Origin of the sequence: Ectobacillus ponti, assembly GCF_024294785.1 — a bacterium.
GTDB lineage: Bacteria > Bacillota > Bacilli > Bacillales > Bacillaceae_G > Ectobacillus > Ectobacillus ponti.
In genome coordinates this window covers 169,071-189,380 of sequence record NZ_JANCLT010000007.1, presented here as the reverse complement: position 1 = coordinate 189,380, position 20,310 = coordinate 169,071, and the positions used below count along the sequence as shown (strand labels likewise).

General features: G+C 51.5%; 24 protein-coding genes. 10 read left to right on the top strand and 14 right to left on the bottom strand.

What is annotated here, in order from left to right; genetic code table 11:
• Positions 1 to 366 precede the first annotated feature (366 nt).
• Together NK662_RS14930 and NK662_RS14925 are read left to right on the top strand one after the other, a co-directional pair.
• Positions 367 to 1,047 (top strand): MgtC/SapB family protein, encoded by a 681-nt coding sequence (locus tag NK662_RS14930; protein WP_254759737.1) that lies wholly within the window; start codon positions 367 to 369, stop codon positions 1,045 to 1,047.
• 67 nt (positions 1,048 to 1,114) lie between these two features.
• Positions 1,115 to 2,107, top strand: coding sequence for a potassium channel family protein (locus NK662_RS14925; protein WP_254759736.1), 993 nt, complete (start codon positions 1,115 to 1,117; stop codon positions 2,105 to 2,107).
• Here the strand turns inward: NK662_RS14925 and NK662_RS14920 are convergent.
• From NK662_RS14920 to NK662_RS14910, 3 genes are all read right to left on the bottom strand, one after another.
• Positions 2,094 to 2,507 (bottom strand): YugN-like family protein, encoded by a 414-nt coding sequence (locus tag NK662_RS14920; RefSeq protein WP_254759735.1) that lies wholly within the window; start codon positions 2,505 to 2,507, stop codon positions 2,094 to 2,096. The two genes, NK662_RS14925 and NK662_RS14920, sit on opposite strands and share 14 nt — an antisense overlap.
• A 100-nt stretch (positions 2,508 to 2,607) precedes the next feature.
• The gene (locus tag NK662_RS14915) at positions 2,608 to 3,957 is read right to left on the bottom strand and encodes a glucose-6-phosphate isomerase (RefSeq protein ID WP_254759734.1); all 1,350 of its coding nucleotides are present in this window, start codon (positions 3,955 to 3,957) and stop codon (positions 2,608 to 2,610) included.
• A 166-nt stretch (positions 3,958 to 4,123) separates the two neighbouring features.
• Positions 4,124 to 5,287 (bottom strand): iron-containing alcohol dehydrogenase, encoded by a 1,164-nt coding sequence (locus NK662_RS14910; protein WP_254759733.1) that lies wholly within the window; start codon positions 5,285 to 5,287, stop codon positions 4,124 to 4,126.
• A gap of 134 nt (positions 5,288 to 5,421) precedes the next feature.
• Between NK662_RS14910 and NK662_RS14905 the strand changes: the two genes are divergently transcribed.
• Positions 5,422 to 5,655, top strand: a complete 234-nt coding sequence (locus NK662_RS14905; protein WP_124566019.1) for a DUF378 domain-containing protein — start codon at positions 5,422 to 5,424, stop codon at positions 5,653 to 5,655.
• A gap of 85 nt (positions 5,656 to 5,740) precedes the next feature.
• Here NK662_RS14905 and yugI read toward each other — a convergent pair whose 3' ends face one another.
• The 3 genes from yugI to NK662_RS14890 form a co-directional block, all read right to left on the bottom strand.
• Positions 5,741 to 6,115: a S1 domain-containing post-transcriptional regulator GSP13 gene (yugI, locus tag NK662_RS14900; protein WP_254759732.1), complete on the bottom strand. Its 375-nt coding sequence runs from the start codon at positions 6,113 to 6,115 to the stop codon at positions 5,741 to 5,743.
• A gap of 139 nt (positions 6,116 to 6,254) precedes the next feature.
• Complete coding sequence (locus tag NK662_RS14895) at positions 6,255 to 7,457, bottom strand: aminotransferase (protein WP_254759731.1); 1,203 nt, start codon at positions 7,455 to 7,457, stop codon at positions 6,255 to 6,257.
• The gene (locus NK662_RS14890) at positions 7,454 to 7,948 is read right to left on the bottom strand and encodes an Lrp/AsnC family transcriptional regulator (protein WP_254759730.1); all 495 of its coding nucleotides are present in this window, start codon (positions 7,946 to 7,948) and stop codon (positions 7,454 to 7,456) included. Before NK662_RS14890 ends, NK662_RS14895 begins: the two co-directional genes overlap by 4 nt.
• Before the next feature lie 154 nt (positions 7,949 to 8,102).
• On the opposite strand from NK662_RS14890, the gene NK662_RS14885 reads away from it, so the two are divergent.
• On the top strand, positions 8,103 to 9,071 hold the full coding sequence (locus NK662_RS14885) for a 2-hydroxyacid dehydrogenase (RefSeq protein WP_254759729.1): 969 nt from the start codon (positions 8,103 to 8,105) through the stop codon (positions 9,069 to 9,071).
• A gap of 86 nt (positions 9,072 to 9,157) precedes the next feature.
• A complete protein-coding gene (locus NK662_RS14880) occupies positions 9,158 to 9,994 on the top strand; it encodes an alpha/beta fold hydrolase (protein ID WP_254759746.1) in 837 nt (278 codons plus the stop codon).
• A gap of 44 nt (positions 9,995 to 10,038) precedes the next feature.
• On the opposite strand, the gene NK662_RS14875 is transcribed toward NK662_RS14880, so the two are convergent.
• Positions 10,039 to 10,296 (bottom strand): DUF1871 family protein, encoded by a 258-nt coding sequence (locus NK662_RS14875; RefSeq protein WP_254759728.1) that lies wholly within the window; start codon positions 10,294 to 10,296, stop codon positions 10,039 to 10,041.
• A gap of 82 nt (positions 10,297 to 10,378) precedes the next feature.
• Between NK662_RS14875 and NK662_RS14870 the strand changes: the two genes are divergently transcribed.
• Positions 10,379 to 11,527 carry a MalY/PatB family protein gene (locus NK662_RS14870; RefSeq protein WP_254759727.1) on the top strand — a complete coding sequence of 383 codons (1,149 nt, stop codon included), beginning with the start codon at positions 10,379 to 10,381 and terminating at the stop codon, positions 11,525 to 11,527.
• 45 nt (positions 11,528 to 11,572) lie between these two features.
• On the opposite strand, the gene NK662_RS14865 is transcribed toward NK662_RS14870, so the two are convergent.
• Together NK662_RS14865 and NK662_RS14860 are read right to left on the bottom strand one after the other, a co-directional pair.
• Positions 11,573 to 12,118, bottom strand: coding sequence for a superoxide dismutase family protein (locus tag NK662_RS14865; RefSeq protein ID WP_254759726.1), 546 nt, complete (start codon positions 12,116 to 12,118; stop codon positions 11,573 to 11,575).
• Positions 12,119 to 12,218: 100 nt separating this feature from the next.
• Positions 12,219 to 12,422 (bottom strand): hypothetical protein, encoded by a 204-nt coding sequence (locus NK662_RS14860; protein ID WP_254759725.1) that lies wholly within the window; start codon positions 12,420 to 12,422, stop codon positions 12,219 to 12,221.
• Positions 12,423 to 12,549: 127 nt separating this feature from the next.
• On the opposite strand from NK662_RS14860, the gene kapB reads away from it, so the two are divergent.
• Positions 12,550 to 12,930, top strand: a complete 381-nt coding sequence (gene kapB / locus NK662_RS14855; RefSeq protein ID WP_254759724.1) for a kinase-associated lipoprotein KapB — start codon at positions 12,550 to 12,552, stop codon at positions 12,928 to 12,930.
• 41 nt (positions 12,931 to 12,971) lie between these two features.
• On the opposite strand, the gene kapD is transcribed toward kapB, so the two are convergent.
• Positions 12,972 to 13,586, bottom strand: a complete 615-nt coding sequence (gene kapD, locus NK662_RS14850) for a 3'-5' exonuclease KapD (RefSeq protein ID WP_254759723.1) — start codon at positions 13,584 to 13,586, stop codon at positions 12,972 to 12,974.
• Between the two features lie 504 nt (positions 13,587 to 14,090).
• Between kapD and NK662_RS14845 the strand changes: the two genes are divergently transcribed.
• Both NK662_RS14845 and NK662_RS14840 read left to right on the top strand, forming a co-directional pair.
• Positions 14,091 to 14,786: a DNA alkylation repair protein gene (locus NK662_RS14845; RefSeq protein WP_254759722.1), complete on the top strand. Its 696-nt coding sequence runs from the start codon at positions 14,091 to 14,093 to the stop codon at positions 14,784 to 14,786.
• A gap of 434 nt (positions 14,787 to 15,220) precedes the next feature.
• Positions 15,221 to 16,597 (top strand): glycine--tRNA ligase, encoded by a 1,377-nt coding sequence (locus NK662_RS14840; protein ID WP_254759721.1) that lies wholly within the window; start codon positions 15,221 to 15,223, stop codon positions 16,595 to 16,597.
• A gap of 44 nt (positions 16,598 to 16,641) precedes the next feature.
• Here the strand turns inward: NK662_RS14840 and NK662_RS14835 are convergent, their stop codons facing one another.
• A complete protein-coding gene (locus tag NK662_RS14835) occupies positions 16,642 to 17,019 on the bottom strand; it encodes a hotdog fold thioesterase (protein ID WP_254759720.1) in 378 nt (125 codons plus the stop codon).
• Positions 17,020 to 17,094: 75 nt separating this feature from the next.
• Between NK662_RS14835 and NK662_RS14830 the strand changes: the two genes are divergently transcribed.
• Positions 17,095 to 17,838 (top strand): DUF3298 and DUF4163 domain-containing protein, encoded by a 744-nt coding sequence (locus tag NK662_RS14830; protein ID WP_254759719.1) that lies wholly within the window; start codon positions 17,095 to 17,097, stop codon positions 17,836 to 17,838.
• A gap of 55 nt (positions 17,839 to 17,893) precedes the next feature.
• Here the strand turns inward: NK662_RS14830 and NK662_RS14825 are convergent, their stop codons facing one another.
• The 3 genes from NK662_RS14825 to NK662_RS14815 all read right to left on the bottom strand — a co-directional run bounded on the left by NK662_RS14825 (position 17,894) and on the right by NK662_RS14815 (position 20,221).
• Positions 17,894 to 18,196, bottom strand: coding sequence for a TIGR04104 family putative zinc finger protein (locus NK662_RS14825; RefSeq protein ID WP_254759718.1), 303 nt, complete (start codon positions 18,194 to 18,196; stop codon positions 17,894 to 17,896).
• Between the two features lie 108 nt (positions 18,197 to 18,304).
• Entirely contained in the window at positions 18,305 to 19,789 is a 1,485-nt protein-coding gene (locus tag NK662_RS14820) for a leucyl aminopeptidase (RefSeq protein WP_254759717.1), read from the bottom strand.
• A gap of 60 nt (positions 19,790 to 19,849) precedes the next feature.
• Positions 19,850 to 20,221, bottom strand: coding sequence for a DUF309 domain-containing protein (locus NK662_RS14815; protein WP_438503626.1), 372 nt, complete (start codon positions 20,219 to 20,221; stop codon positions 19,850 to 19,852).
• Between the last annotated feature and the right edge of the window lie 89 nt (positions 20,222 to 20,310).

The window sequence follows — 20,310 nt, the reverse complement described above, 5'->3', positions numbered from 1 at the left end:
GTATTAGGCACGCCGCCAGCGTTCATCCTGAGCCAGGATCAAACTCTCCATAAAAGTGTTTGTCTAGCTTCAAAAAAATAAATGTTGACGTTTTGTGTTTTGTTCAGTTTTCAAAGAACTTAATGCCGCTTAATGCGACTCCCCTATGTTAACATCTTTCTGTTTAGATGTCAACATCTCTCTTTTTTGGTCATTTTTCGCTGATCGTTTCAGCGACGTTTATTAATATATCATGACAGAATCCCCAGTGCAACCCTACTGTGATATTTTTTTCTTCCCTAAGCGAAGTTTCTTCCTTAGTCCCATATACATGAGAATACAGTCCCATTTGCCATACTATGATGGAAAACGGAAGGGAGAGCTGCAATGGAATACGGAGATGCTTTACTCAAGCTGGGTCTTTCTGCTGTCTTGGGGTTTATCATCGGATTGGAGCGCGAGCTGCGCCGTAAGCCCCTCGGCCTGAAAACCTGCCTGGTTATTTCAATTATCAGCTGTTTGCTCACGATTGTCTCCATCCAGGCCGCATACACTCTGCCAAAGCCGGATCACATTACGATGGACCCCATGCGCCTTACTGCGCAAATCATCTCAGGCATCGGCTTTCTTGGGGGAGGTGTCATTCTGCGGCGCGGAAATGAAAGCATTGCCGGCCTGACAACAGCAGCCATGATTTGGGGGGCAGCCGGCCTTGGCATTGCCGTTGGCGCCGGCTTTTACATGGAATCCATCCTTGGCATGGTGTTTTTGATTATAAGCGTGGAAATCATCCCGCTGGTAACCGCTCTCTTCGGGCCAAAGCGGCTGCGCCGGCGTGACATTGGATTAAAGCTTGTCGTGAATGACATTCAAAACATCCCTGTTGTGCTGACAGAAATACGCGCCATGGATATTCAACTGAACAATATGAAGCTTAAGATGCTGGATACCGGAGAGCATTTTGTGCAAATGCGCTTATCTGTGAATCAGAAGCTTCGTACTGCCGATGTATACTATGAGTTGCAAAAAATCCGCAATGTACGCGGCATGGAGATAGAAAGCTTCTAGTGTTTCATGCACAGAAAATTGGGCACACTAAGGTGTAGCTCATTTTTTGTAAAGGAGGGCTTCTTCCTTGAGTTCATCGGCCAACGTCCTGGAGGTCTTTCGCGCCTCTGTGATCCTCAGACTCATTATTATGCTTCTTGTATTTACAGTCGGCTTTGGCGCCGCTATTCATGTAATTGAGCCGCACACATTCCCTACCGTTGCCGACGGAATCTGGTGGGCGCTTGTGACCATTTTTACCGTCGGATACGGTGACCTTGTTCCCGATACATATGCCGGGAGAGCGCTGGCCGCCGTACTCATTGTAATTGGCACGGGCTTTGGCGCTTATTACATGGTTTCTTTTGCGACTGAATTGATCAGCAAACAATATTTGAACGAACGCGGAAAAAAGGCAGTGACTGTGCGGGGCCATATTGTGATTGTCGGCTGGAATGAGAGAGTGAAGCATATCGTCAGCCAATGCCGCACCCTGCTGCCGCAGCAGCAGCTTGTGCTGATTGATGAAACCTTGCCGACTCTCCCGAGGGAATTTACTCATCTTTCCTTTATTAAAGGCTGTCCGTACAACGATGACGTCATGAAGAAATCCAATGTGGCGCATGCAAGCACGATCATTATTACGGCCGATAAAGAAAAAAGTGAGAGCGACGCTGATACTGCATCCGTTCTCACCATCCTGACTGCAAAAGGATTAAACCCAGATTTATATTGTATTGCAGAGATGCTGACCTCTCACCAAATTTTCAATGCCAAACGGGCCGGAGCCAATGAAATTGTGCAGGCAAACAAGCTGACAAGCTGTTTGCTCACCTCTTCCATTCTGTTCCCATCCATCTCAGAGACATGCACCGCTTTGGTGAATCCCATCACAGCAGACAACATCTCTCTTGTGCCATATGAGATGGAGAAACAGGAGTCCTTCCGCGATTGCAACATACGCCTGCAGCAGCAAAACATCCTGCTTTTGGGGGTGAAGCGGGATGGACACGATTATATCAATCCGCAGCATCCCTTTTTCCTGCAGGAGGAGGATACGCTCATTGTCATTCGGAAGTGAGCAGCACATCCTCCAATTCCCGCACCAGCGCCTCGCCGGCATCTATATATTTGGAATCCACAGGAGCATCACGATCCTTTGGCTCTGAGAATTGATCCAGTGAGGTAAGCCCGGCTGCCAGCGTATTCACATGGTCATCCAGACTATCCTGGTATTGATGGGACAGCAGAAACGGGGTGCCAAGCCGCACTACAGCGCCTCGTGCATCCAATTCACCGTTTACCGCAGTAAAAGGAATCCGGAGGAACTGGTAGCCGTTCTCATCATCCAGCTTATAGTCAAAGCTCCCTTTTTCGTAATCCCAGTTCCCGCCGATTACATAGCCAAGCGGCTTCATCAGCTGCTCGAGTTTATACAATTGCGAAGTATGGCCTTCCATTCTCGAATGAATAGGAATCATTTGCATTCCTCTCCTTCCTCCGTTTCGCATAGTTTGTCCCGGCGGTCTGCATTCTAACAGAAAAAAGGTGCCGCAGATACTGCGGCACCCTTTCCTTTTCTTATTTCAAACGAGCTTCCAGCTGCGCCTTCAGCTCTTCAAAGCCCGGTTTGCCGAGAAGAGCAAACATGTTCTTCTTGTAGGCTTCCACACCCGGCTGGTCAAACGGATTGACGCCGAGCAAATACCCGCTCATGGCACATGCCTTTTCAAAGAAGTATACAAGATACCCGAATGTGTACTCATCCAGCTGCGGCACATTCACCACAAGGTTCGGTACACCACCGTCTGTATGCGCCAGCATCGTTCCTTCGTAAGCCTTCTTATTTACAAAGTCAACGGTCTTGCCGGCGAGATAGTTCAGGCCATCAAGGTCTGTTTCCTCTGCTTCAATCGTCAGCTCATGACGAGGCGTGCCCACATTCAGCACAGTTTCGAACAGGTCGCGGCGTCCTTCCTGTACATACTGGCCAAGGGAATGCAGGTCAGTTGAGAAGTTCGCTGAAGATGGATAAATCCCCTTTTGGTCTTTTCCTTCACTTTCGCCAAACAGCTGCTTCCACCATTCCGCGAAATATTGCAGGGCAGGCTCATAATTGATCAGCATTTCAATTGTTTTGCCCTTGTTGTACAGTGCATTGCGGACAACAGCGTATTGATAGGCCGGGTTCTCCTCCAACTCAGACTTGCCAAAGTCCTCGCTCGCCTGCGCCGCGCCCTGCATCATCTGTTCAATATTCAAGCCGCTTGCTGCAATCGGCAGCAAGCCTACCGCTGTCAGGACAGAGAAGCGTCCGCCGACATCATCCGGAATCACAAATGTTTCATAGCCCTCTGCATCAGCAAAAGTCTTCAGTGCGCCCCGTGCTTTGTCTGTTGTAGCGTAAATGCGCGTGCGCGCCTCCTCCTTGCCGTACTTCTCCTCAAGCAGCTTGCGGAAGATACGGAATGCCAGAGCCGGTTCTGTTGTTGTGCCGGATTTGGAAATGACGTTGATGGAGAAATCGCGTCCCTCCAGCACATCCATCAAGTCCTTCATGTATGTAGAGCTGATATTTTGGCCGACAAAAATGACCTGCGGCGTTTTGCGCTGTTCTTTTGCCAGTATGTTGTAGAAGGAGTGGCTCAGTGCTTCAATGGCAGCACGCGCTCCCAGATAGGAACCGCCGATGCCGATCACCAGCAGAATATCAGAATCCGCCTTAATCTTTTCAGCACTTTTTACAATACGGGAAAACTCTTCTTTATCATAAGCAGCCGGAAGGTCAATCCATCCAAGAAAATCGTTTCCTGCTCCCGTTCCTTCATGCAGGGCATGATGCGATACCTTCACCAGGTCGCGCAGGTATGTCAGTTCATGCTCACTGATGAACGATAACGCTTTTGAGTAATCAAAGGTTACATGTGTCATCTTTGTTCCCTCCAGTTTCAATTTAACTGTTTCCTAGTCCACTTTAACCAAATGCTTCCGCTAAATCAAGCAGCCCCTCCACTGTAAGCGTATCCATTCTTGACGAATTTCAAAAGGCGGTGAAAAAGCAAGAAAACCCCGGTTTGCAGGCCGGGGCTGTTCTTATTTATAGGGATGCGCGGTAAATCGCCAGCGCGTCTTCCTTGTCCAGCTTTTTAAAGTTGCCGAACGGCCCGCGGATCATCGTCTTCTCTGCCATGACCTCCAGTTGCTCGTCATTGATGTCGTAATCAGCCAGACGTGACGGAGCGCCAATGGAAGTCCAGAAGCTGCGCAGCGCCTCAATGCCTTCGAGCGCCACTTCACGGTCTGTCTTGCCTTCCGGATTCACATCAAAAACGCGTGTCGCAAACTGTACAAAGCGTCCAATGTTCTCGTCCATTACGTGCTTCATCCAGTTCGGGAAGAGGATGGCCAAGCCGCCGCCATGCGGGATGTCATATACGGCAGATACCGCATGCTCAATGTTGTGAGTGGCCCAGTCGCCCTGAATGCCCATGGCAAGCACGCCGTTCAGCGCCATTGTGCCGGAGTACAGCACTGTTTCACGCAGCTCGTAGTTCTCTAAATCCTTCACCAGCTTTGGCGCTGTCTCGATCATGGTGCGCAGCAGAGACTCGCAGAAACGGTCCTGCAGCAGCGCGTTCGTGCCTTGATGGAAATAGGTCTCCAGCACATGGGACATGATATCCACCATGCCATAGATAGTCTGGTCCAATGGCACAGTAAACGTATGTACAGGATCCAGAATGGAGAACTGCGGGAACGTCACCGGGCTGCCCCAGCCGTACTTCTCGTTCGTTTCCCAATTTGTGATAACGGAACCAGCGTTCATTTCGGAGCCTGTTGCCGCCAATGTCAGCACCGTACCGAACGGAAGCGCTTCTGTCGGAATGTGCTTGCGGAGCACGATGTCCCAGGTGTCGCCCTCGTATTTTGCGCCTGCCGCGATAGCTTTTGTTCCGTCAATTACGCTGCCGCCGCCAACCGCCAGCAGGAAGTCGATGCCGTGCTCTTTGCACATTTGCACGCCTTTGCGCACAGTGGAAATACGCGGGTTCGGCTCAATGCCGCTCAGTTCATATACCTCTGCTCCGATTTCCTCCAGCAGGCCAATGACCTGGTCGTACAGGCCGTTGCGCTTGATGCTGCCGCCGCCGTATGTAAGCAAGACCTTCTTGCCGTGCTTTGGCACTTCCGTTTTCAGTTGTGCCAGCTGTCCTTTGCCGAAAATCAGCTTTGTCGGGTTATGGAAAGCAAAATTCAACATATGTATTCCTCCTTCTTATCACTTACAGTATTACCATACCAAAAAACGCTACACTTTAAAAAATATCTGCATAAACTCGGATACGGGAAAGCATGCTATGAGGGAAGCAATTACATCAAGGAGGGAATCCTGCAATGAGTACACTGCAAAGAATTGCTTTAGTTTTAACTGTCATCGGCGCATTAAACTGGGGACTAATCGGCTTCTTCCAATTTGACTTAGTAGCAGCGATTTTCGGCGGCCAAGATACTGCTTTGGCACGCATTGTATATGGTCTTGTCGGACTGGCCGGTCTGATTAACCTCGGACTGCTGTTCAAGCCGTCTGAAGAACTTGGCACGCACCCGGAAGCCAGACACGTCCGCTAAAGAAAAGCGGAGCCGGCCCGTTCCGTTCAGGAATGGGGGCACCCCCCCCAATAGGCAAAATAAAAGAAGGCATATGCGCCTTCTTTTATTTTGCCGTATTTTGGTGGGAAGACTGGGCAATCCAATCCTGCAGCTTTTCCCGCAGCGTATTGAACCCGTCGGATGCCGGCTTCGGCACACGCATGGTTGCCTGCTTTCTTGCCTCCCGCACAGGCGTTTCCTGGGCAGCCTTCAACGATAAGCTGATTTTCCCGCTTGCTTCATCCACTGCAAGCACCCGCACCCGCACCTGGTCACCAACCTTCAAGAAGTCGCGAATGTCCTTCACGTAGCCATCAGTAATTTCTGATATATGAACCAGCCCCTGTGTTGACTCGTCCAACGCGACAAACGCCCCATACCCTTGAATGCCTGTGACCGTTCCCTGGACAATCGTTCCACGATAATATTTGTCTGGCATAGTAACACTCCTATATATTTACCTTTGTTCGTATTAGTAAATTATACCACGCCTTTCCATCTCATTCAAAATAGGAAAAATTTTTATGTGCAGGAGTATAATTCCTATGTGTTTGGATAGAATACTAACACATGGCTTTCTAGTATTCCCCCCCTTTTTTGGACAGAGCGTGAAGCGTTCTGTCCTTTTTTTGTAAAAACCGTTCCATTCGCTTGACCGCTTCCATCAGTTGCTCCATGGAAGCCGCATAAGAGCATCGGATATATCCTTCCCCGGATGCTCCGAATACCGATCCCGGCACCACTGCAACCTTTTCCTCCCATAACAGCTGTTCAGCAAACTCCGCACTTGTCAGTCCCGTGCTTTGAATCGACGGAAAGGCATAGAAGGCGCCGCCTGGGCTATGGCAGGATAACCCCATGCTGTTAAATGATTTTGTGATATAGTTGCGCCGCTGCTTGTAGCTTTTGCGCATCTGCACCACATCCTGCTCCCCTGCCCGCAACGCCTCCAGTGCCGCATATTGGGACATAGTCGGTGCGCACATCATTGCGTACTGGTGCACCTTCAGCATCGGCTCAACGAAAAAGGCAGGCGCGGCCACAATTCCCAAGCGCCATCCTGTCATCGCAAAGCCCTTGGAGAAGCCGGAAATGAGAATCGTATGCTCATACATGTTCCGGATGGCTGCAAAGCTCGTATAGTCTTCGTCATACACCAGCTCTGCGTAGATTTCATCAGACAGCACAATCAGATTATACCGCTCCACGACCTCAGCCAGCTGCTCCAGCTCACTGCGGCTCAGTGTCGTACCGGTCGGATTGTTCGGCGAGCAAAGCATCACAGCCTTTGTCCGTTCCGTGATGGCTTCCTCCAGCTGTTCGGCCTGAACCTTAAAATCATTGTCCCCTGTTGCAGAGACGGCAACCGGAGTTCCCCCTGCCAGCGTAACAAGCGAAGCGTACGAAACGAAGCATGGCTCGATGATGAGCACCTCGTCACCCGGATTCAGAATGGTCCGCAGTGCAATATCAATGGCCTGGCTTGCACCCACTGTAATGATGATCTGGGTTTTCGGATCATACGAAACATCAAAGCGCTGCTTTAAATACCGGGATGTTTCCTGGCGCAGCTCCAACAGGCCGGCATTGGCCGTATACGCGGTGTACCCTTCCTCCAGCGAGCGGATGCAAGCCTCGCGTACATGCCAAGGAGTTACAAAGTCCGGCTCCCCCACCCCAAGCGACACAACACCCTCCATGCTCGATGCCAAATCGAAAAACTTACGGATGCCGGACGGCTGAAGCGAAGCCACCGTTTCCGACAGTGTGAACGTTCTCATGGAGTCACCACAATCCGGCGGTCCTGCTGGCCCTGATCATAGATAATGCCGTCATGCTTATATTTTTTCAGGATGAAATGTGTTGTGGTAGAGACAACAGAGTCCAGCGTGGACAGCTTCTCCGCCACAAAGGAAGCAACCTCGGACATTGTTTTTCCCTCGATAATAATGGACAAGTCGTATGCGCCCGACATCAGGTACACGGATTTCACTTCCGGATGGCGGTAGATTTTTTCAGCGATCTCATCAAAGCCGACTCCGCGCTTTGGCGTTACCTTCACATCAATCATGGCGGTCAAGCCTTCCTGCTGCTTCACCTTCGACCAGTCAATGAGCGTCACGTAGTCCACGATGATTTTTTCATGTTCCAGCCGGCGCAGCATCGCCTGCACCTCCGCCTCCTCCACATCCAGCATTTTCGCCAGCACATCCACCGGCAAGCGGCTGTCCTGCTGCAAGCACTCCAATAGCTCCAGTTCTTTTTCTGTCATTACTTCCAACTTCCTCTCTCTTATTTTTATTTGTATGAAAGATGCATAACAAATAATCTGCGTTTTCTGAAATTATACACCTTATTTCATGCTTTGAGAATTTCTCTTTTTCTCTCGTGCGGTCTATGTCACAATAAAAGAGGGAGGGATTCTCATGAAAAAGCGTGTGTATATAGCTGAGTGTGTGCCGTCTTCTGTTGAGGCATACATTGCAGCGCATTGTGAATATGAAAAGTGGGAGGAAGACCGGAAGATTCCGCGGGACGTGCTCTTGGAAAAGGTGCGCGACAAGCACGGACTTCTGAATTTCGGAGCCAAAATTGATGCAGAGTTGCTGGGAGCCGCACCGCTTTTGGAGGCGGTCGCCAACATTTCTGTCGGCTACGACAATTTTGATATCGCAGCCATGAAGCAGCGCGGCATCATCGGCACAAACACACCGTATGTGTTGGACGATACGGTGGCCGATTTGATCTTCGGGCTCATGCTGTCCGCTTCCCGCCGCATTTGCGAGCTGGACCGGTTTGTCAAGGAAGGGCGCTGGACCCATGAAATTACAAGGGAGCAATATGGGATTGACGTGCACCATGCGACAGTCGGCATCATCGGAATGGGCCGCATCGGCGAAGCGGTCGCCAAGCGGGCCAAGTTTGGCTTTGATATGAATGTGCTGTACTATAACCGCAGCCGCAAGCCGGATGCGGAAGCCGCCTATGGCGCTGTCTACTGCGGACTGGAGGAGCTGCTGCAGCAATCTGATTTCATCGTGCTGATGACGCCGCTGACCCCGGACACCCATCAGTTAATCGGCGCGAAGGAATTTTCTCTCATGAAGCGGACTGCCGTCTTTATTAACGCATCACGCGGACAGACCGTAGACGAGCAGGCGCTGATTCAAGTCTTGCAGGAGCGGCGCATTTGGGCTGCCGGCATTGATACCTTTGAAATCGAACCGGTTGCGCCGGACAATCCGCTGCTGCGGCTGGACAATGTGGTCACACTGCCCCATATCGGCTCCGCGACCTTCAAGACGCGTGAAGACATGGCGATGACAGCCGCAAAAAATATGGTGGCCGCCCTGTATGGCGAAAAGCCGCAATATGTAGTTCATGAACTCAAATAAGGACAAGCCTTTGGCTGTGTCCTTTTTTTCTTACAGGCATAGAATGAAAAAGAATGGATATGATATGGGTAAAAACAGATGGAGTGATGAAGATGAATAACACCCTCCCTCACTTCACCTTTTCTGTACAAGGAACGACCGTCCATTACGAGCTGTACAACGATAAGCCGGGAGCACAGCCGGTCTTTGTGCTCATCCACGGCTTTTTGTCCTCGACCTTCTGCTACCGCCATCTGATCCCGTTGCTGGCCCAGCACGGCACAGTTCTTGCCCTGGATCTGCCGCCGTTTGGCAAAAGCGATAAATCCATACTCTTTACCTACTCTTATCGAAACCTGGCCAGCATCATCGTAGAGCTTGTCGAGCACCTGCAGTTGTCAGACGTCATCCTGGTCGGTCATTCCATGGGCGGGCAAATTTCGCTGTATGCGAATAAGCTGCGTCCTGATTTGGTGCAGAAAACGGTGCTGCTCTGCAGCTCCGGCTATTTAAGCCGGGCCGCCTTGCCGTTGATTGCGTCTTCCTATATGCCTTTCTTTCATCTCTATGTGCGGAATTGGCTCGTGCGCCGAGGTGTTCGTGACAATTTAATGAACGTCGTCCATGACAGCGCTCTTATTGACGAAGAAATGATGCGGGGCTATGCCGAGCCGTTTTATGACGAGAAGATTTTCCATGCGCTCACCCGCATGATCCGTGACCGCGAAGGCGACCTTCCGTCCAGCGAGCTGCAGCAAATTACGACTCCGACACTTCTGCTGTGGGGAGAAGCTGACAAGGTTGTTCCCGTCTCCGTAGGTAAGCGGTTACATGAGGATTTACCGAACTCCCGTTTCATTGTCTATGAGAATGCGGGACACCTGCTGCCGGAGGAAAAACCGCAGCATGTATATGAGCATATTATGGAGTTTGCGATGATGTAAAAAAGGAGTACGGGACAGAACCCGTACTCCTTTTCACGCTATTGTCACATCGCACAGCTTCCCTCGTCCGCGTTCTTGATCTCAACAAGCTGCTTTGCCAATTCTCTGCACTTCTCCAGCGGAAGGACTTCCTCAAATGACATGAAATAAATGTGCTGAATCTTAGAAGCAATGTAGCTGCTGTCATCAAAATCGGCGGCCACTTGTACAACATCCACTGCCTCTGTTTCGTAAAAATCAGGACCGAGCCTCAAAGGGTCCCATTCTTTGACGGCTTTTACCATCTTTGCATATACATTCATCGGAAAACCCCTTTTTCAACAAATTTCGTTCTCCTCCCATTGTATCATAAACATGTACAGATTGAATGAAGGAGGATATGGGATGAGTGAATTTGATCAGGTTATCAACCGGCGCGGGACAAGCTCCGTGAAGTGGGACATGCATCCAGGCGATGACTTGCTGCATCTGTGGGTGGCGGATACTGACTTCCCGCCGCCGCCGGCTGTGCGCGAAGCATTGCAAAAACGGCTGGAGCACGGCATTTTCGGCTATACGATGGTCGGGGAAGAAGTGCGCGCTGCTGTTATGCAGTGGACAAACACCCGTTACCACTGGGAGATCCAAAAGGAATGGCTGCTCTTCAGCCCGGGGGTTGTGCCATCCCTCAGCTTTGCCGTGCAGGCTTACACGCAGCCGGATGACAAGGTGCTGATTCAGGCTCCTGTATATGCCCCGTTTTTTGATATAGTGCGCAGAAACGGCCGGGAGCTTGTCGTGAACGAATTGCTGGTCCGGGACGGGCGGTACGAGATGGATTTTGCCGCGCTTGAGCGGCAGCTGCAAGACGGCGTGAAGCTGTTCATTTTATGCAGCCCGCACAATCCGGTCGGCCGCGTCTGGACAAAGGAAGAGCTGCTCCGTCTTGGCAATCTGTGCGAGCAATATGATGTGCTCATCATGTCAGACGATATCCATGCGGACATTATCTTTTCCGGTCATACTCATACGCCTCTTGCTTCGCTGTCTGCAGGATTGGCAGACCGGACGATCACAGCCATCGCCCCGAGCAAGACCTTCAACATTGCCGGACTGCAGGCTTCTGCGCTGATTATCCCGAATGAGCAGCGGCGCAAAGAAATCACAGCGGTATTGCAGCGGCAAGGCTTCCATTCTCTGAATACCTTTGCTTCTGCAGCCATGGAAGCTGCTTACGCCCATGGCGGTCCGTGGCTGGATGAATTGCTCGTGTATCTGGAGAAAAACGCACGGTTTGCCTGCGACTTCCTGCGCACAGAGCTGCCGCAGCTGATTACCTATGAGCCGGAGGGTACATATCTCCTATGGGTGGACTGCCGCAGCCTCGGCATGGGCCAGGAGGAACTGATGAATGTCCTGCAGCAGAAGGCACGCATTGTGGTGGAGCCCGGCAAGAAGTTTGGGCCGGGCAGCGAAGGCTTCATCCGCATCAATCTCGGCTGCCCGCGCTCCCTGCTTGCCGAGGCGCTGCGCCGCTTAAAGGCCGTATTGTAAGCCGATCCGCAAACAGGACTGACTTCGACAAGTCAGCCCTGTTTGTTATTTCTTCTCCTTGTTATAGGCAGTGGACTTCTGTACAATCACTCCGCAGGCCAGGCGCTTGCCGGACTTTCCGGTCGGCTGTGACATGCCGTCATCCGGGTCAGCCGTAATGATAAGCGCCGCCCCATTTTTCCGCCGGATGGTTGACTTGCCTTCATTGAGAGAAGCATTCGGCGCCAAAATTTCCGCCTTGATGACTCCCTGCTCATCTGCGACCAAATTGGGCAGGTCACCATTTTCCGCCCCCTTCGGATTCAGCAGCCCATGCTCCTTCCCTTCCGGATTGAAATGGTTGCCTGCTGATGAAAAGTCGGGCGCCTTGCACGTCCCCACCTCGTGAATATGGAAGCCATGCGGACCCGGTTCAAAGCCCTTGGCATTGATTTTAATCTGCATTCCGGCCGGCTGCTGGGAGACTTCTGCTGTTCCGACTTCATCGCCGGCCGCATTCATCATCTTCACCTCAATTGACTTCGGCGCCCCTTCATCGCAGCCTGCCAGCAGCAGCGGGGCCAGTCCGGCCAACAGCAATACCCGTTTCATATGTCGCCCTCCATTACACATTCTCCCTTTAGCATTTCCAGAAATGCCTAAAGAATGCGGAAGGAAACAGAAAAGGGCGCTGCCTCCAGCGCCCTTCACCTTATCTTGCAGACAGGTCCACGTGACCCGTCCCATTCAGTTCTTGAATTTGCTTTTCTACGTGCTCCAGGCGTTTTGCCTCGCGCTGTGACGCCTTCACAAAAATGCGCCATGTCAGAAACGCGCCAATGATAAACAGCAAGCATGTCAACCCCGCCGGAAGATACTCCCATTTATTCTCCGGAAAATATAAAAATGGCATCATCGCTTCTCCACCCCTTTTCAGCCGAGCTTTTGTCTCCATTATAGCGGAGTGCAGCCAAAAAATATAGCAACACCTTTTGACTTCAGGACCTGTACTGCGTACGATAGGAGAAAAGGAGGCGTATACGATGGAGGAATTACAAATCGGTTCCACTGTGACCGGGATTTACAAGACCGGCAAATATATCGGAGAAGTGACGGCAGTCCGGCCGGAGCACTATTTGGTCAAGGTACTGGCTGTACTGAAGCATCCGACGCAAGGGGACTTGCATCACGTAAAGGAAGCAGATGTGCCATTTTTCCAGGAACGGCGGGCACTGGCCTTCCGCGAACAGACAAATGTGCCAAAGCAAATGGTAAAGCCCTACGACGGTGAAGTGCCGGATTATAAGGAATCGCTGCGCACCGCCTTACATAAGCAGATGCAGGACCTGACGGAAAACGGCACACCTTGGGCCGAGCGCAGCCTGCAATGTCTGCGTGCATTGGAGCAGGACTACCGCCTGTAACGATAAAAAGCCAAACACTCCGCACCGGGATGTTTGGCTTTTTAGTGCATGCTTACCTTTTTCATCAGCTTGGAGAAATCCACAAGGTCGCCAATTTTGGTCGGGGCAGGCTTTAACAAATATTCCTTATCTTTTTCGACAAGCTTGAAAATGTTGTATGTTGTCCACGCATCGTCCAAGGCGCAATGATGCTTGCCCGTTCCCTTCTTCCCGTATGCCTCAATCGCCTTCCACAGCCCCGTCTGGTTCCGGTCCCCAAAGAAGCGTTTGTACTCCAGGGACAAATCACGATGCTTGCCGCGGAACGGATAAGCGGCACCCGCCGCTTGACAGTTCTGCCGCAGCACCTTTACATCCATGTTGCCCCAAGTAATGACAGCCGCATGCCCATGGGCACTCAGCCGCTCCACAAGCTCGGCAAATCCAATGCCAGACTCAATTTCCTCTTGCTTCATGTTCAAAAAGGCTTTGCACCGCTCTGTCAGCACCGGAAACTTCTCCGGTTTCACATAAGAGGAAAACGTGTCTGTCACCTCACCGCCATGCACCGCGACCATCCCAACCTCAATAATTTCAGGAAAAAACCCCTCAGGCTTCCGCTTGTTCTCCGGCATCGTAAACTCAAAATCTAAAAACAAAAATGGCTGATCATTCATCGAATCCCCTTCCTTACCGGCATATTTTCCGTCTGCCAAAAGCGCCTGTTCCAAGTACCTTCTATTCTCACATGTATCTTATATATATGTGAAATCTAGACAAATATTTTCATAAAACAAAGCTGACAAGAGAAGAATACGAAAAAAATTCTTGTTTTTTTCAGTCGGACAAGCACATTTGCACGTTTGCTGTCCTTCTTTCGCCGTGCCTCCTGCTAATTGCATAAAAAATGTGGGGCATTCGGAAACATGGGCGGCTGTCCTGGCCAAGAAGAAGAACAACCATGGTTGTACGAAGGCACACGGCAAGCTCCCCTTTCTCAGCAGTATTTTGCTATTGCGCTCTTTCTCGCAGTCTATGGGATTATTATTCCGGAAAAAATAAACCGGACGTAAAGGATATGGCTTTCGCTATATAGCATACTTGAGGCTGGAACCGCTTTCCCTTTACAAAACAGAACGTACGTTTTATTATAAAGGAAAAATGTGGAGGGAGCAATTCCTATGCATCCGTTTGTACAAGCTGTACAAACCCATTTTGAACAGCACCGGAATCCGGAAAAAGCAGAGCCGATGGCCCGCTATATGAAGAATCAATACCTGTTCCTCGGCATTCAGACACCCGAACGCAAGGTGCTGCTGAAGGAATGCCTGCAGCAGTATGGCACACCGGGATTCGCAGAGTTGCCGCAGGTTGTCCGGGAGCTATGGGACCTGCCAGAGCGCGAGTATCCCATTGTTGCCTTGGACCTGCTGGAGAAGCATCATAAGCAGCTCGACTCCTCCTTCCTGCCGCTCTTGGAATATATCATTACGACAAAATCCTGGTGGGACACTGTTGATTATATCGCCGCCCGGTTGGTCGGACTTATTTTCGCCAAGGAATCCGCCTGCATAGCAGCATACATTCCGAAATGGATGAACTCCGGCAATATGTGGCTGCAGCGGACCGCAATCTTATTCCAGCTGAAATACAAGGAAAGCACGGACACCGCCCTGCTGTTCTCTCTGATTGAACAGCTCAGCGGCTCCAAGGAATTTTTCATCCAGAAGGCCATCGGCTGGGCGCTGCGCGAGTACGCGAAAACAGATGCCGATGCGGTCTGGCAGTTTGTGCAGTCGCATGACCTGGCCCCCCTTAGCAAGCGCGAAGCAATTAAGCATATAAAAGCGCAGTACGTTGGGCATACTGGACAGTGACATGCAACGCATCAGCTCATATACTGCCTTGTGCTTTTAAAACGAACATGTTAGAATATGAGCATCAATTTGATAATGAAGCGATGACGGATCAATAAGTACTTGCACCCACAAGCGATTCAGGGATGGTGAAAGCCTGAAGCCGCAAGGAAACGGCAATCCAGAGCGATATTTCCGAAAGAGGATATGCATCCGCATATCAACTAGGGTGGAACCGCGGGTAATGACTCGTCCCTAGGCATACGTGCCTGGAGACGAGTTTTTTTTATTGCCGTCATTGCTAAGAAAAGCGGAACCGGCTCGTTCAGCCCACAGAAGGGAGGTTCTGACCACTAAAGGGCGCTTTTTGCCCTTTATGTGGGCAGGTTCTCCCTGGCTGTGGGCTAGCCGGTGTAGCTGGACATCATTTCTTTTCAAATAAGGAGGAAATACAAATGACTTCTATGGACAAAGTAGTAGCGCTCGCGAAGCATCGCGGCTTCGTGTTCCCCGGCTCCGAAATCTACGGCGGCTTGGCGAACACTTGGGACTACGGCCCGCTCGGCGTGGAGCTGAAGAATAACGTAAAAAAAGCATGGTGGAAAAAATTCATTCAGGAGTCCCCATACAACGTCGGCTTGGACGCAGCCATCCTGATGAACCCGCAGGCATGGGTCGCATCCGGCCATGTCGGCAACTTCAACGACCCGATGATCGACTGCAAAAACTGTAAAGCGCGCCACCGCGCTGACAAGCTGATTGAATCCGCTTTGGATGCAAAAGGCATTGAAATGGTGGTGGACGGCCTGTCCTTCGACCAAATGGCAGCCCTGATCAAAGAGCACGACATCAAGTGCCCGGACTGCGGCAGCGCTGATTTCACTGAAATCCGCCAGTTCAACCTGATGTTCAAAACATTCCAGGGTGTCACAGAATCCAGCACCAATGAAATTTACCTGCGTCCGGAGACGGCACAGGGTATCTTTGTAAACTTCAAAAACGTACAGCGCTCGATGCGCAAGAAGCTGCCGTTCGGCATCGGCCAAATCGGCAAAAGCTTCCGTAACGAAATCACGCCGGGCAACTTCACCTTCCGTACGCGTGAGTTCGAGCAAATGGAGCTTGAATTCTTCTGCAAGCCGGGCGAAGACCTGGAGTGGTTCGCATTCTGGCGCGAGACTTGCAAAAACTGGTTGCTGAACCTTGGCATGAAGGAAGGCAGCATCCGCCTGCGCGACCACGGCGAGGAAGAACTGTCCCATTACAGCAATGCCACAACAGACATCGAGTTCCGCTTCCCGTTCGGTTGGGGCGAGCTGTGGGGCGTTGCAGACCGCACAGACTTCGACCTGAAGCGCCATATGGAGCATTCCGGCGAGGACTTCAACTACATCGACCCAGTAACGAACGAGCGTTATGTGCCGTACTGCATCGAGCCATCCCTTGGCGCAGACCGCGTGACACTGGCGTTCCTGTGTGACGCATACGAGGAAGAGCAGCTGGAAAACGACTCCCGTACTGTATTGCGCCTGCACCCTGCTTTGGCGCCGTTCAAGGCAGCCGTTCTGCCATTGTCCAAGAAGCTGGCAGAAGGCGCGCAAGAGGTGTATGCAGAGCTGTCCAAGCACTTCCTGGTGGATTATGACGAGTCCGGCTCCATCGGCAAGCGCTACCGCCGCCAGGACGAAATCGGCACGCCATTCTCCATCACATTTGACTTTGACTCTGTGGAGGATAAGCAGGTTACCGTGCGTGACCGTGACACAATGGAGCAGGTGCGCATGCCAATCAGCGAACTGCGCAGCTTCCTGGAGCAAAAAATGGAGTTCTGATCCATACAAAAAAGCTGTCTGCACAAGGATGCAGACAGCTTTTTTCATCGTTTTTGCTTAATCGCGACTGTGCAGCGGGACACACAGATGAGGTTCTCCGCCTCATCAAGCAGCTTCACGTCCCAGACCATCGTCGTTTTGCCTTTATGCAGCGGCGTGCCGATTGCCGTTACCACCCCATCACGCTTGGATCGCAGATGATTTGCGTTGATTTCCAGCCCAAAGCAAATCTCATTTTCCTGGTCAATGTTGGCGAATGTGCCGATGCTCGCCACCGTCTCCGCCAACGCCACAGACGCCCCGCCATGCAAATAGCCAAACGGCTGATGCGTGCGCGCCTCAACCGGCATCGTTGCCACCACCCGGTCCGGCTGCAGTTCTGTAATTTCCATCCCCAAAGCTTCCATTAATGTATTGGCCATCTCAATAACCCCTTCCAAATTATGTATGAAAAGTACTGTTTTGCCGAAAACTAGAAGAAAAAGGAGGAATGCTCCATGAAATGGGTGCTGCGCATCGCTCTGATACTCTACTTCCTCTTTGTCATTGTACCAGAGTATGTCCTTGCGGGTCCTGTCTCCGCTCCCCCGGCCGCACAGGTGGACATAAAGAAGCAAGAGGACACAAATGACTATTTTCAATACCAGCTGAACACCCCGCAATTCAGCGGCCTTTCCAGCAGCTCCTTCGCGGAAAAACTGAATGCTTACTATGAAACCAATATTCAAACCTTCAAAAAGAAGCTGAAGAAGGATGCCAAGCAGGCCTACGAGGAAACGCAGGACCCGGCCTCCTTCCATCCATACGTCGTGAATGTCGACCATAAGGTCACCTACAATGCCGGACCGCTCCTCAGCCTGTATGTGGTCTACTATCAATATACCGGCGGTGCGCACGGCATGTACGAATGGCGCCCCGATACCTTTGACATTGACAAGAAGAAGGAGCTGGCGCTGAAGGATTTGTTCCGCAAGGACAGCAATTACATGGAAGTGATTGTACAACACGTAAAAGAACAAATTGAGCAAAACCCCAACGCTTATTTCCCTGATGCGGCAGCCCAGGCTGAAAAAGCAACAACCTTTAAATTTTTTTTAGAACCGGACCATCTAGTGATCTACTTCCCGCTGTATGAGATTGCGCCATTTGCCGCAGGCATCCCGCAATTCCGCATTCCTTACACGCTCTTGTCCGGACAGCTGAAAGAAAAATATGCTGATGCCCTGGTGGGCCACTCCTAAGAAGCATGTCTCCATGCTTCTTTTTTTGCCGGGCTGTTCATGGAACAGCCCTTCCCTAAAAAAGCGTCTGCTCACGGTCCGTCACTTCTACAACAAAGGGTGCGGTGATGACAGCGGCGGCAGCAGCCACAAGCAGAATGATGGTTGTGACCAGCTCCGGGGCCTTGGCAATGGTAAGAAAGACAAACAGAACAGGCAAAAGAGACATGAGCGAAAACAGCCGCTTCTTCGCCCTGGCCGTCAGCAACATCTTCCCCTTACAGGCCGGGCAGCCAATATCGTCACCTTTCCGCACAAGGATCCGGTAAAATATTTCCCCCCAGGAAAACGAATGCCGGCAATGGATACATGTTGGCATATACATCCCCCTCCACGTCTATATCTTTTTCTTATTCCGCATCGGCCGCCCGCTTTCCTGTTGCGGGATGCCAAAAAAAGGGACTGACCGCAGTCAGCCCCGCTTTTCTTATTCCTGCCCAAACCGCTCCACAAGCGTCGCAAGCGTGCGCACCATAACACCCGTTGCTCCGGACGGACCGAGATCATGGGCGCTCTTTGTCTCAGAGGTGCCCGCGATATCAAGATGCACCCAAGGCGTATCCTCCGCAAACTCGCCAATGAACGCGCCGCCCATAATGGCATGGCCGTCACGGCCCGGTGAGTTGTTCAAATCGGCAAACTTGCTGCTGCGGACGCGCTCTTTGTCACGCTCATAAATCGGAAGCTGCCAAACTGTCTCGTCATTCTCCAGCGCGGCTTCCAGCACCTGTTCAAAGAATGCTTCGTTGTTCGTCATGGCGCCTGTTGTATGGTTGCCAAGCGCCACAATGACGCCGCCTGTCAGCGTTGCCACGTCTACCAGGTAGTTCGCGCCAAGCTGTTTTGCATATGTGACCCCGTCAGCCAATGCCAGACGGCCCTCCGCATCTGTATTCAGCACTTCAATTGTTTTGCCGCTCAGAGATGTGATGACGTCATCCGGCTTGAAGGCTTCGCCGCTGACCATATTGTCAGTGGATGGGATGACCATCACGACGTTCTGCTCCGGACGCAATTCGCCGATGATTTCCATCGCACCCAGTACGGATGCGGCACCGCCCATGTCGCCCTTCATGCCGACCATGCTTTCGCGCGGCTTCAAGGAATAACCGCCTGTATCATACGTGACGCCCTTCCCGACAAGACCGATGACGTCCGTCCACTCTTCTTTGCCCTTATACAGGATGGCAATCATTTTCGGCGGATTGACAGATCCTTGGTTCACCGCCAGCAGCGCACCTGCGCCCATCGCCTCCAAATCTGCCTTTTCCAGCACCTTGCATTCCATGCCATACTTCTTCGCCAGCTCCACCGCGTAGTCTGCCAGCGCGGCAGCCGTCAGCATATTTGGCGGCATGTTCACGAGGGAACGCGCCGCATTTGTCGCGCGGCCGTACACATAGCCGACAGATAAGGCAGCCTGCACTTCATCGCGGTCTTCCTGGGTGATGACCGTGATGTTTTCCAGCTTGCGCTCTTCTTTTTTCTTGTTTGTTTTATAGGTTTCCAGGTCATATGTGCCCAGACAGTAGGCTTCCGCTACAAGGTGAGCTGCCTCCAGCGCATCCATTTTGTCTGTCACGAAGGAGTCCAACAGCACTGCCAGCTCCCCGATTTTCGCGCCCTTGACCGTCTTGAACAGCTTGCCAAGCGCCTGGCGCAGCACATCTGTGCTGTACTTTTCCGCTTTGCCCAAGCCGACAAAATAGTAGCGCTTCACATTGGATTTGCCCAGCGTATGTACCTTTGTGACGGACTTCTTTGCGGCGGACAGATCGCCCTCCTGCAGCAACGTCTCAATATATCCATCCAAGGAGTCGTTGATTTCTTTCACAATTGGACTCATTTCGCCGTCGAACAAGGCGACGACGACTGCTTCATAGCTGCTTAATTGCTGCTGTGTTTGAAACATCTTCACACCCCCATACTTGATTCCTTTACATTATAAAGCTTTTTGGAAAAAATGCGAACCTTAGTCTTCCATATACAGGACAAGCTCCGGCAGCTGCGGGAGCTTCCCTGCCTCTTCAAACGGCACACGGTTCACGCCTTCCGGAAACAGGCGGAGGCACTCCTCTATGAATGGATACAGCTTCTCCACATCCAGCGACCAGAACATCGGCCGGTACGGCTGCAGGTACTGGTGCGCTGCCTGCATCATAAGACGCGCGCCCTTCACATTTCCATAGCCGTAATGGTACAGCGCCACCGTCATTTGCAGGAGCCCCTTCAGAAAGTAATTGCTTTTCTCCGTCAGCCACATGTCCTCAAGCAAATCGTGGCACGTATAATAATCCCCTTCATTGAACTGAATGAAAAACTCATAATATTCCTCCGGATACATGCACATCACCCAACCATATTTTACCACACGGGAGTATGAAGCACCTCCCGGCTTTCCGACAAAAATAGAAAAGAGGCCTGAAACAAGCT

Bases quoted from the DNA above. Each gene is read 5' to 3' on its own strand.
- kapB (WP_254759724.1), top strand. From the start codon at position 12,550: ATGGAGGAATTACAAATCGGTTCCACTGTGACCGGGATTTACAAGACC.
- kapD (WP_254759723.1), bottom strand. From the start codon at position 13,586: ATGAATGATCAGCCATTTTTGTTTTTAGATTTTGAGTTTACGATGCCG.
- NK662_RS14815 (WP_438503626.1), bottom strand. From the start codon at position 20,221: ATGTATCCGGAGGAATATTATGAGTTTTTCATTCAGTTCAATGAAGGG.
- NK662_RS14860 (WP_254759725.1), bottom strand. From the start codon at position 12,422: ATGATGCCATTTTTATATTTTCCGGAGAATAAATGGGAGTATCTTCCG.
- NK662_RS14910 (WP_254759733.1), bottom strand. From the start codon at position 5,287: ATGTTGAATTTTGCTTTCCATAACCCGACAAAGCTGATTTTCGGCAAA.
- NK662_RS14915 (WP_254759734.1), bottom strand. From the start codon at position 3,957: ATGACACATGTAACCTTTGATTACTCAAAAGCGTTATCGTTCATCAGT.
- NK662_RS14930 (WP_254759737.1), top strand. From the start codon at position 367: ATGGAATACGGAGATGCTTTACTCAAGCTGGGTCTTTCTGCTGTCTTG.
- NK662_RS14835 (WP_254759720.1), bottom strand. From the start codon at position 17,019: ATGGCCAATACATTAATGGAAGCTTTGGGGATGGAAATTACAGAACTG.
- NK662_RS14880 (WP_254759746.1), top strand. From the start codon at position 9,158: ATGAAGATGAATAACACCCTCCCTCACTTCACCTTTTCTGTACAAGGA.
- NK662_RS14870 (WP_254759727.1), top strand. From the start codon at position 10,379: ATGAGTGAATTTGATCAGGTTATCAACCGGCGCGGGACAAGCTCCGTG.
- NK662_RS14840 (WP_254759721.1), top strand. From the start codon at position 15,221: ATGACTTCTATGGACAAAGTAGTAGCGCTCGCGAAGCATCGCGGCTTC.
- NK662_RS14885 (WP_254759729.1), top strand. From the start codon at position 8,103: ATGAAAAAGCGTGTGTATATAGCTGAGTGTGTGCCGTCTTCTGTTGAG.
- NK662_RS14890 (WP_254759730.1), bottom strand. From the start codon at position 7,948: ATGACAGAAAAAGAACTGGAGCTATTGGAGTGCTTGCAGCAGGACAGC.
- NK662_RS14920 (WP_254759735.1), bottom strand. From the start codon at position 2,507: ATGATTCCTATTCATTCGAGAATGGAAGGCCATACTTCGCAATTGTAT.
- NK662_RS14895 (WP_254759731.1), bottom strand. From the start codon at position 7,457: ATGAGAACGTTCACACTGTCGGAAACGGTGGCTTCGCTTCAGCCGTCC.
- NK662_RS14875 (WP_254759728.1), bottom strand. From the start codon at position 10,296: ATGAATGTATATGCAAAGATGGTAAAAGCCGTCAAAGAATGGGACCCT.
- NK662_RS14845 (WP_254759722.1), top strand. From the start codon at position 14,091: ATGCATCCGTTTGTACAAGCTGTACAAACCCATTTTGAACAGCACCGG.
- NK662_RS14825 (WP_254759718.1), bottom strand. From the start codon at position 18,196: ATGCCAACATGTATCCATTGCCGGCATTCGTTTTCCTGGGGGGAAATA.
- NK662_RS14865 (WP_254759726.1), bottom strand. From the start codon at position 12,118: ATGAAACGGGTATTGCTGTTGGCCGGACTGGCCCCGCTGCTGCTGGCA.
- yugI (WP_254759732.1), bottom strand. From the start codon at position 6,115: ATGCCAGACAAATATTATCGTGGAACGATTGTCCAGGGAACGGTCACA.
- NK662_RS14905 (WP_124566019.1), top strand. From the start codon at position 5,422: ATGAGTACACTGCAAAGAATTGCTTTAGTTTTAACTGTCATCGGCGCA.
- NK662_RS14820 (WP_254759717.1), bottom strand. From the start codon at position 19,789: ATGTTTCAAACACAGCAGCAATTAAGCAGCTATGAAGCAGTCGTCGTC.
- NK662_RS14830 (WP_254759719.1), top strand. From the start codon at position 17,095: ATGAAATGGGTGCTGCGCATCGCTCTGATACTCTACTTCCTCTTTGTC.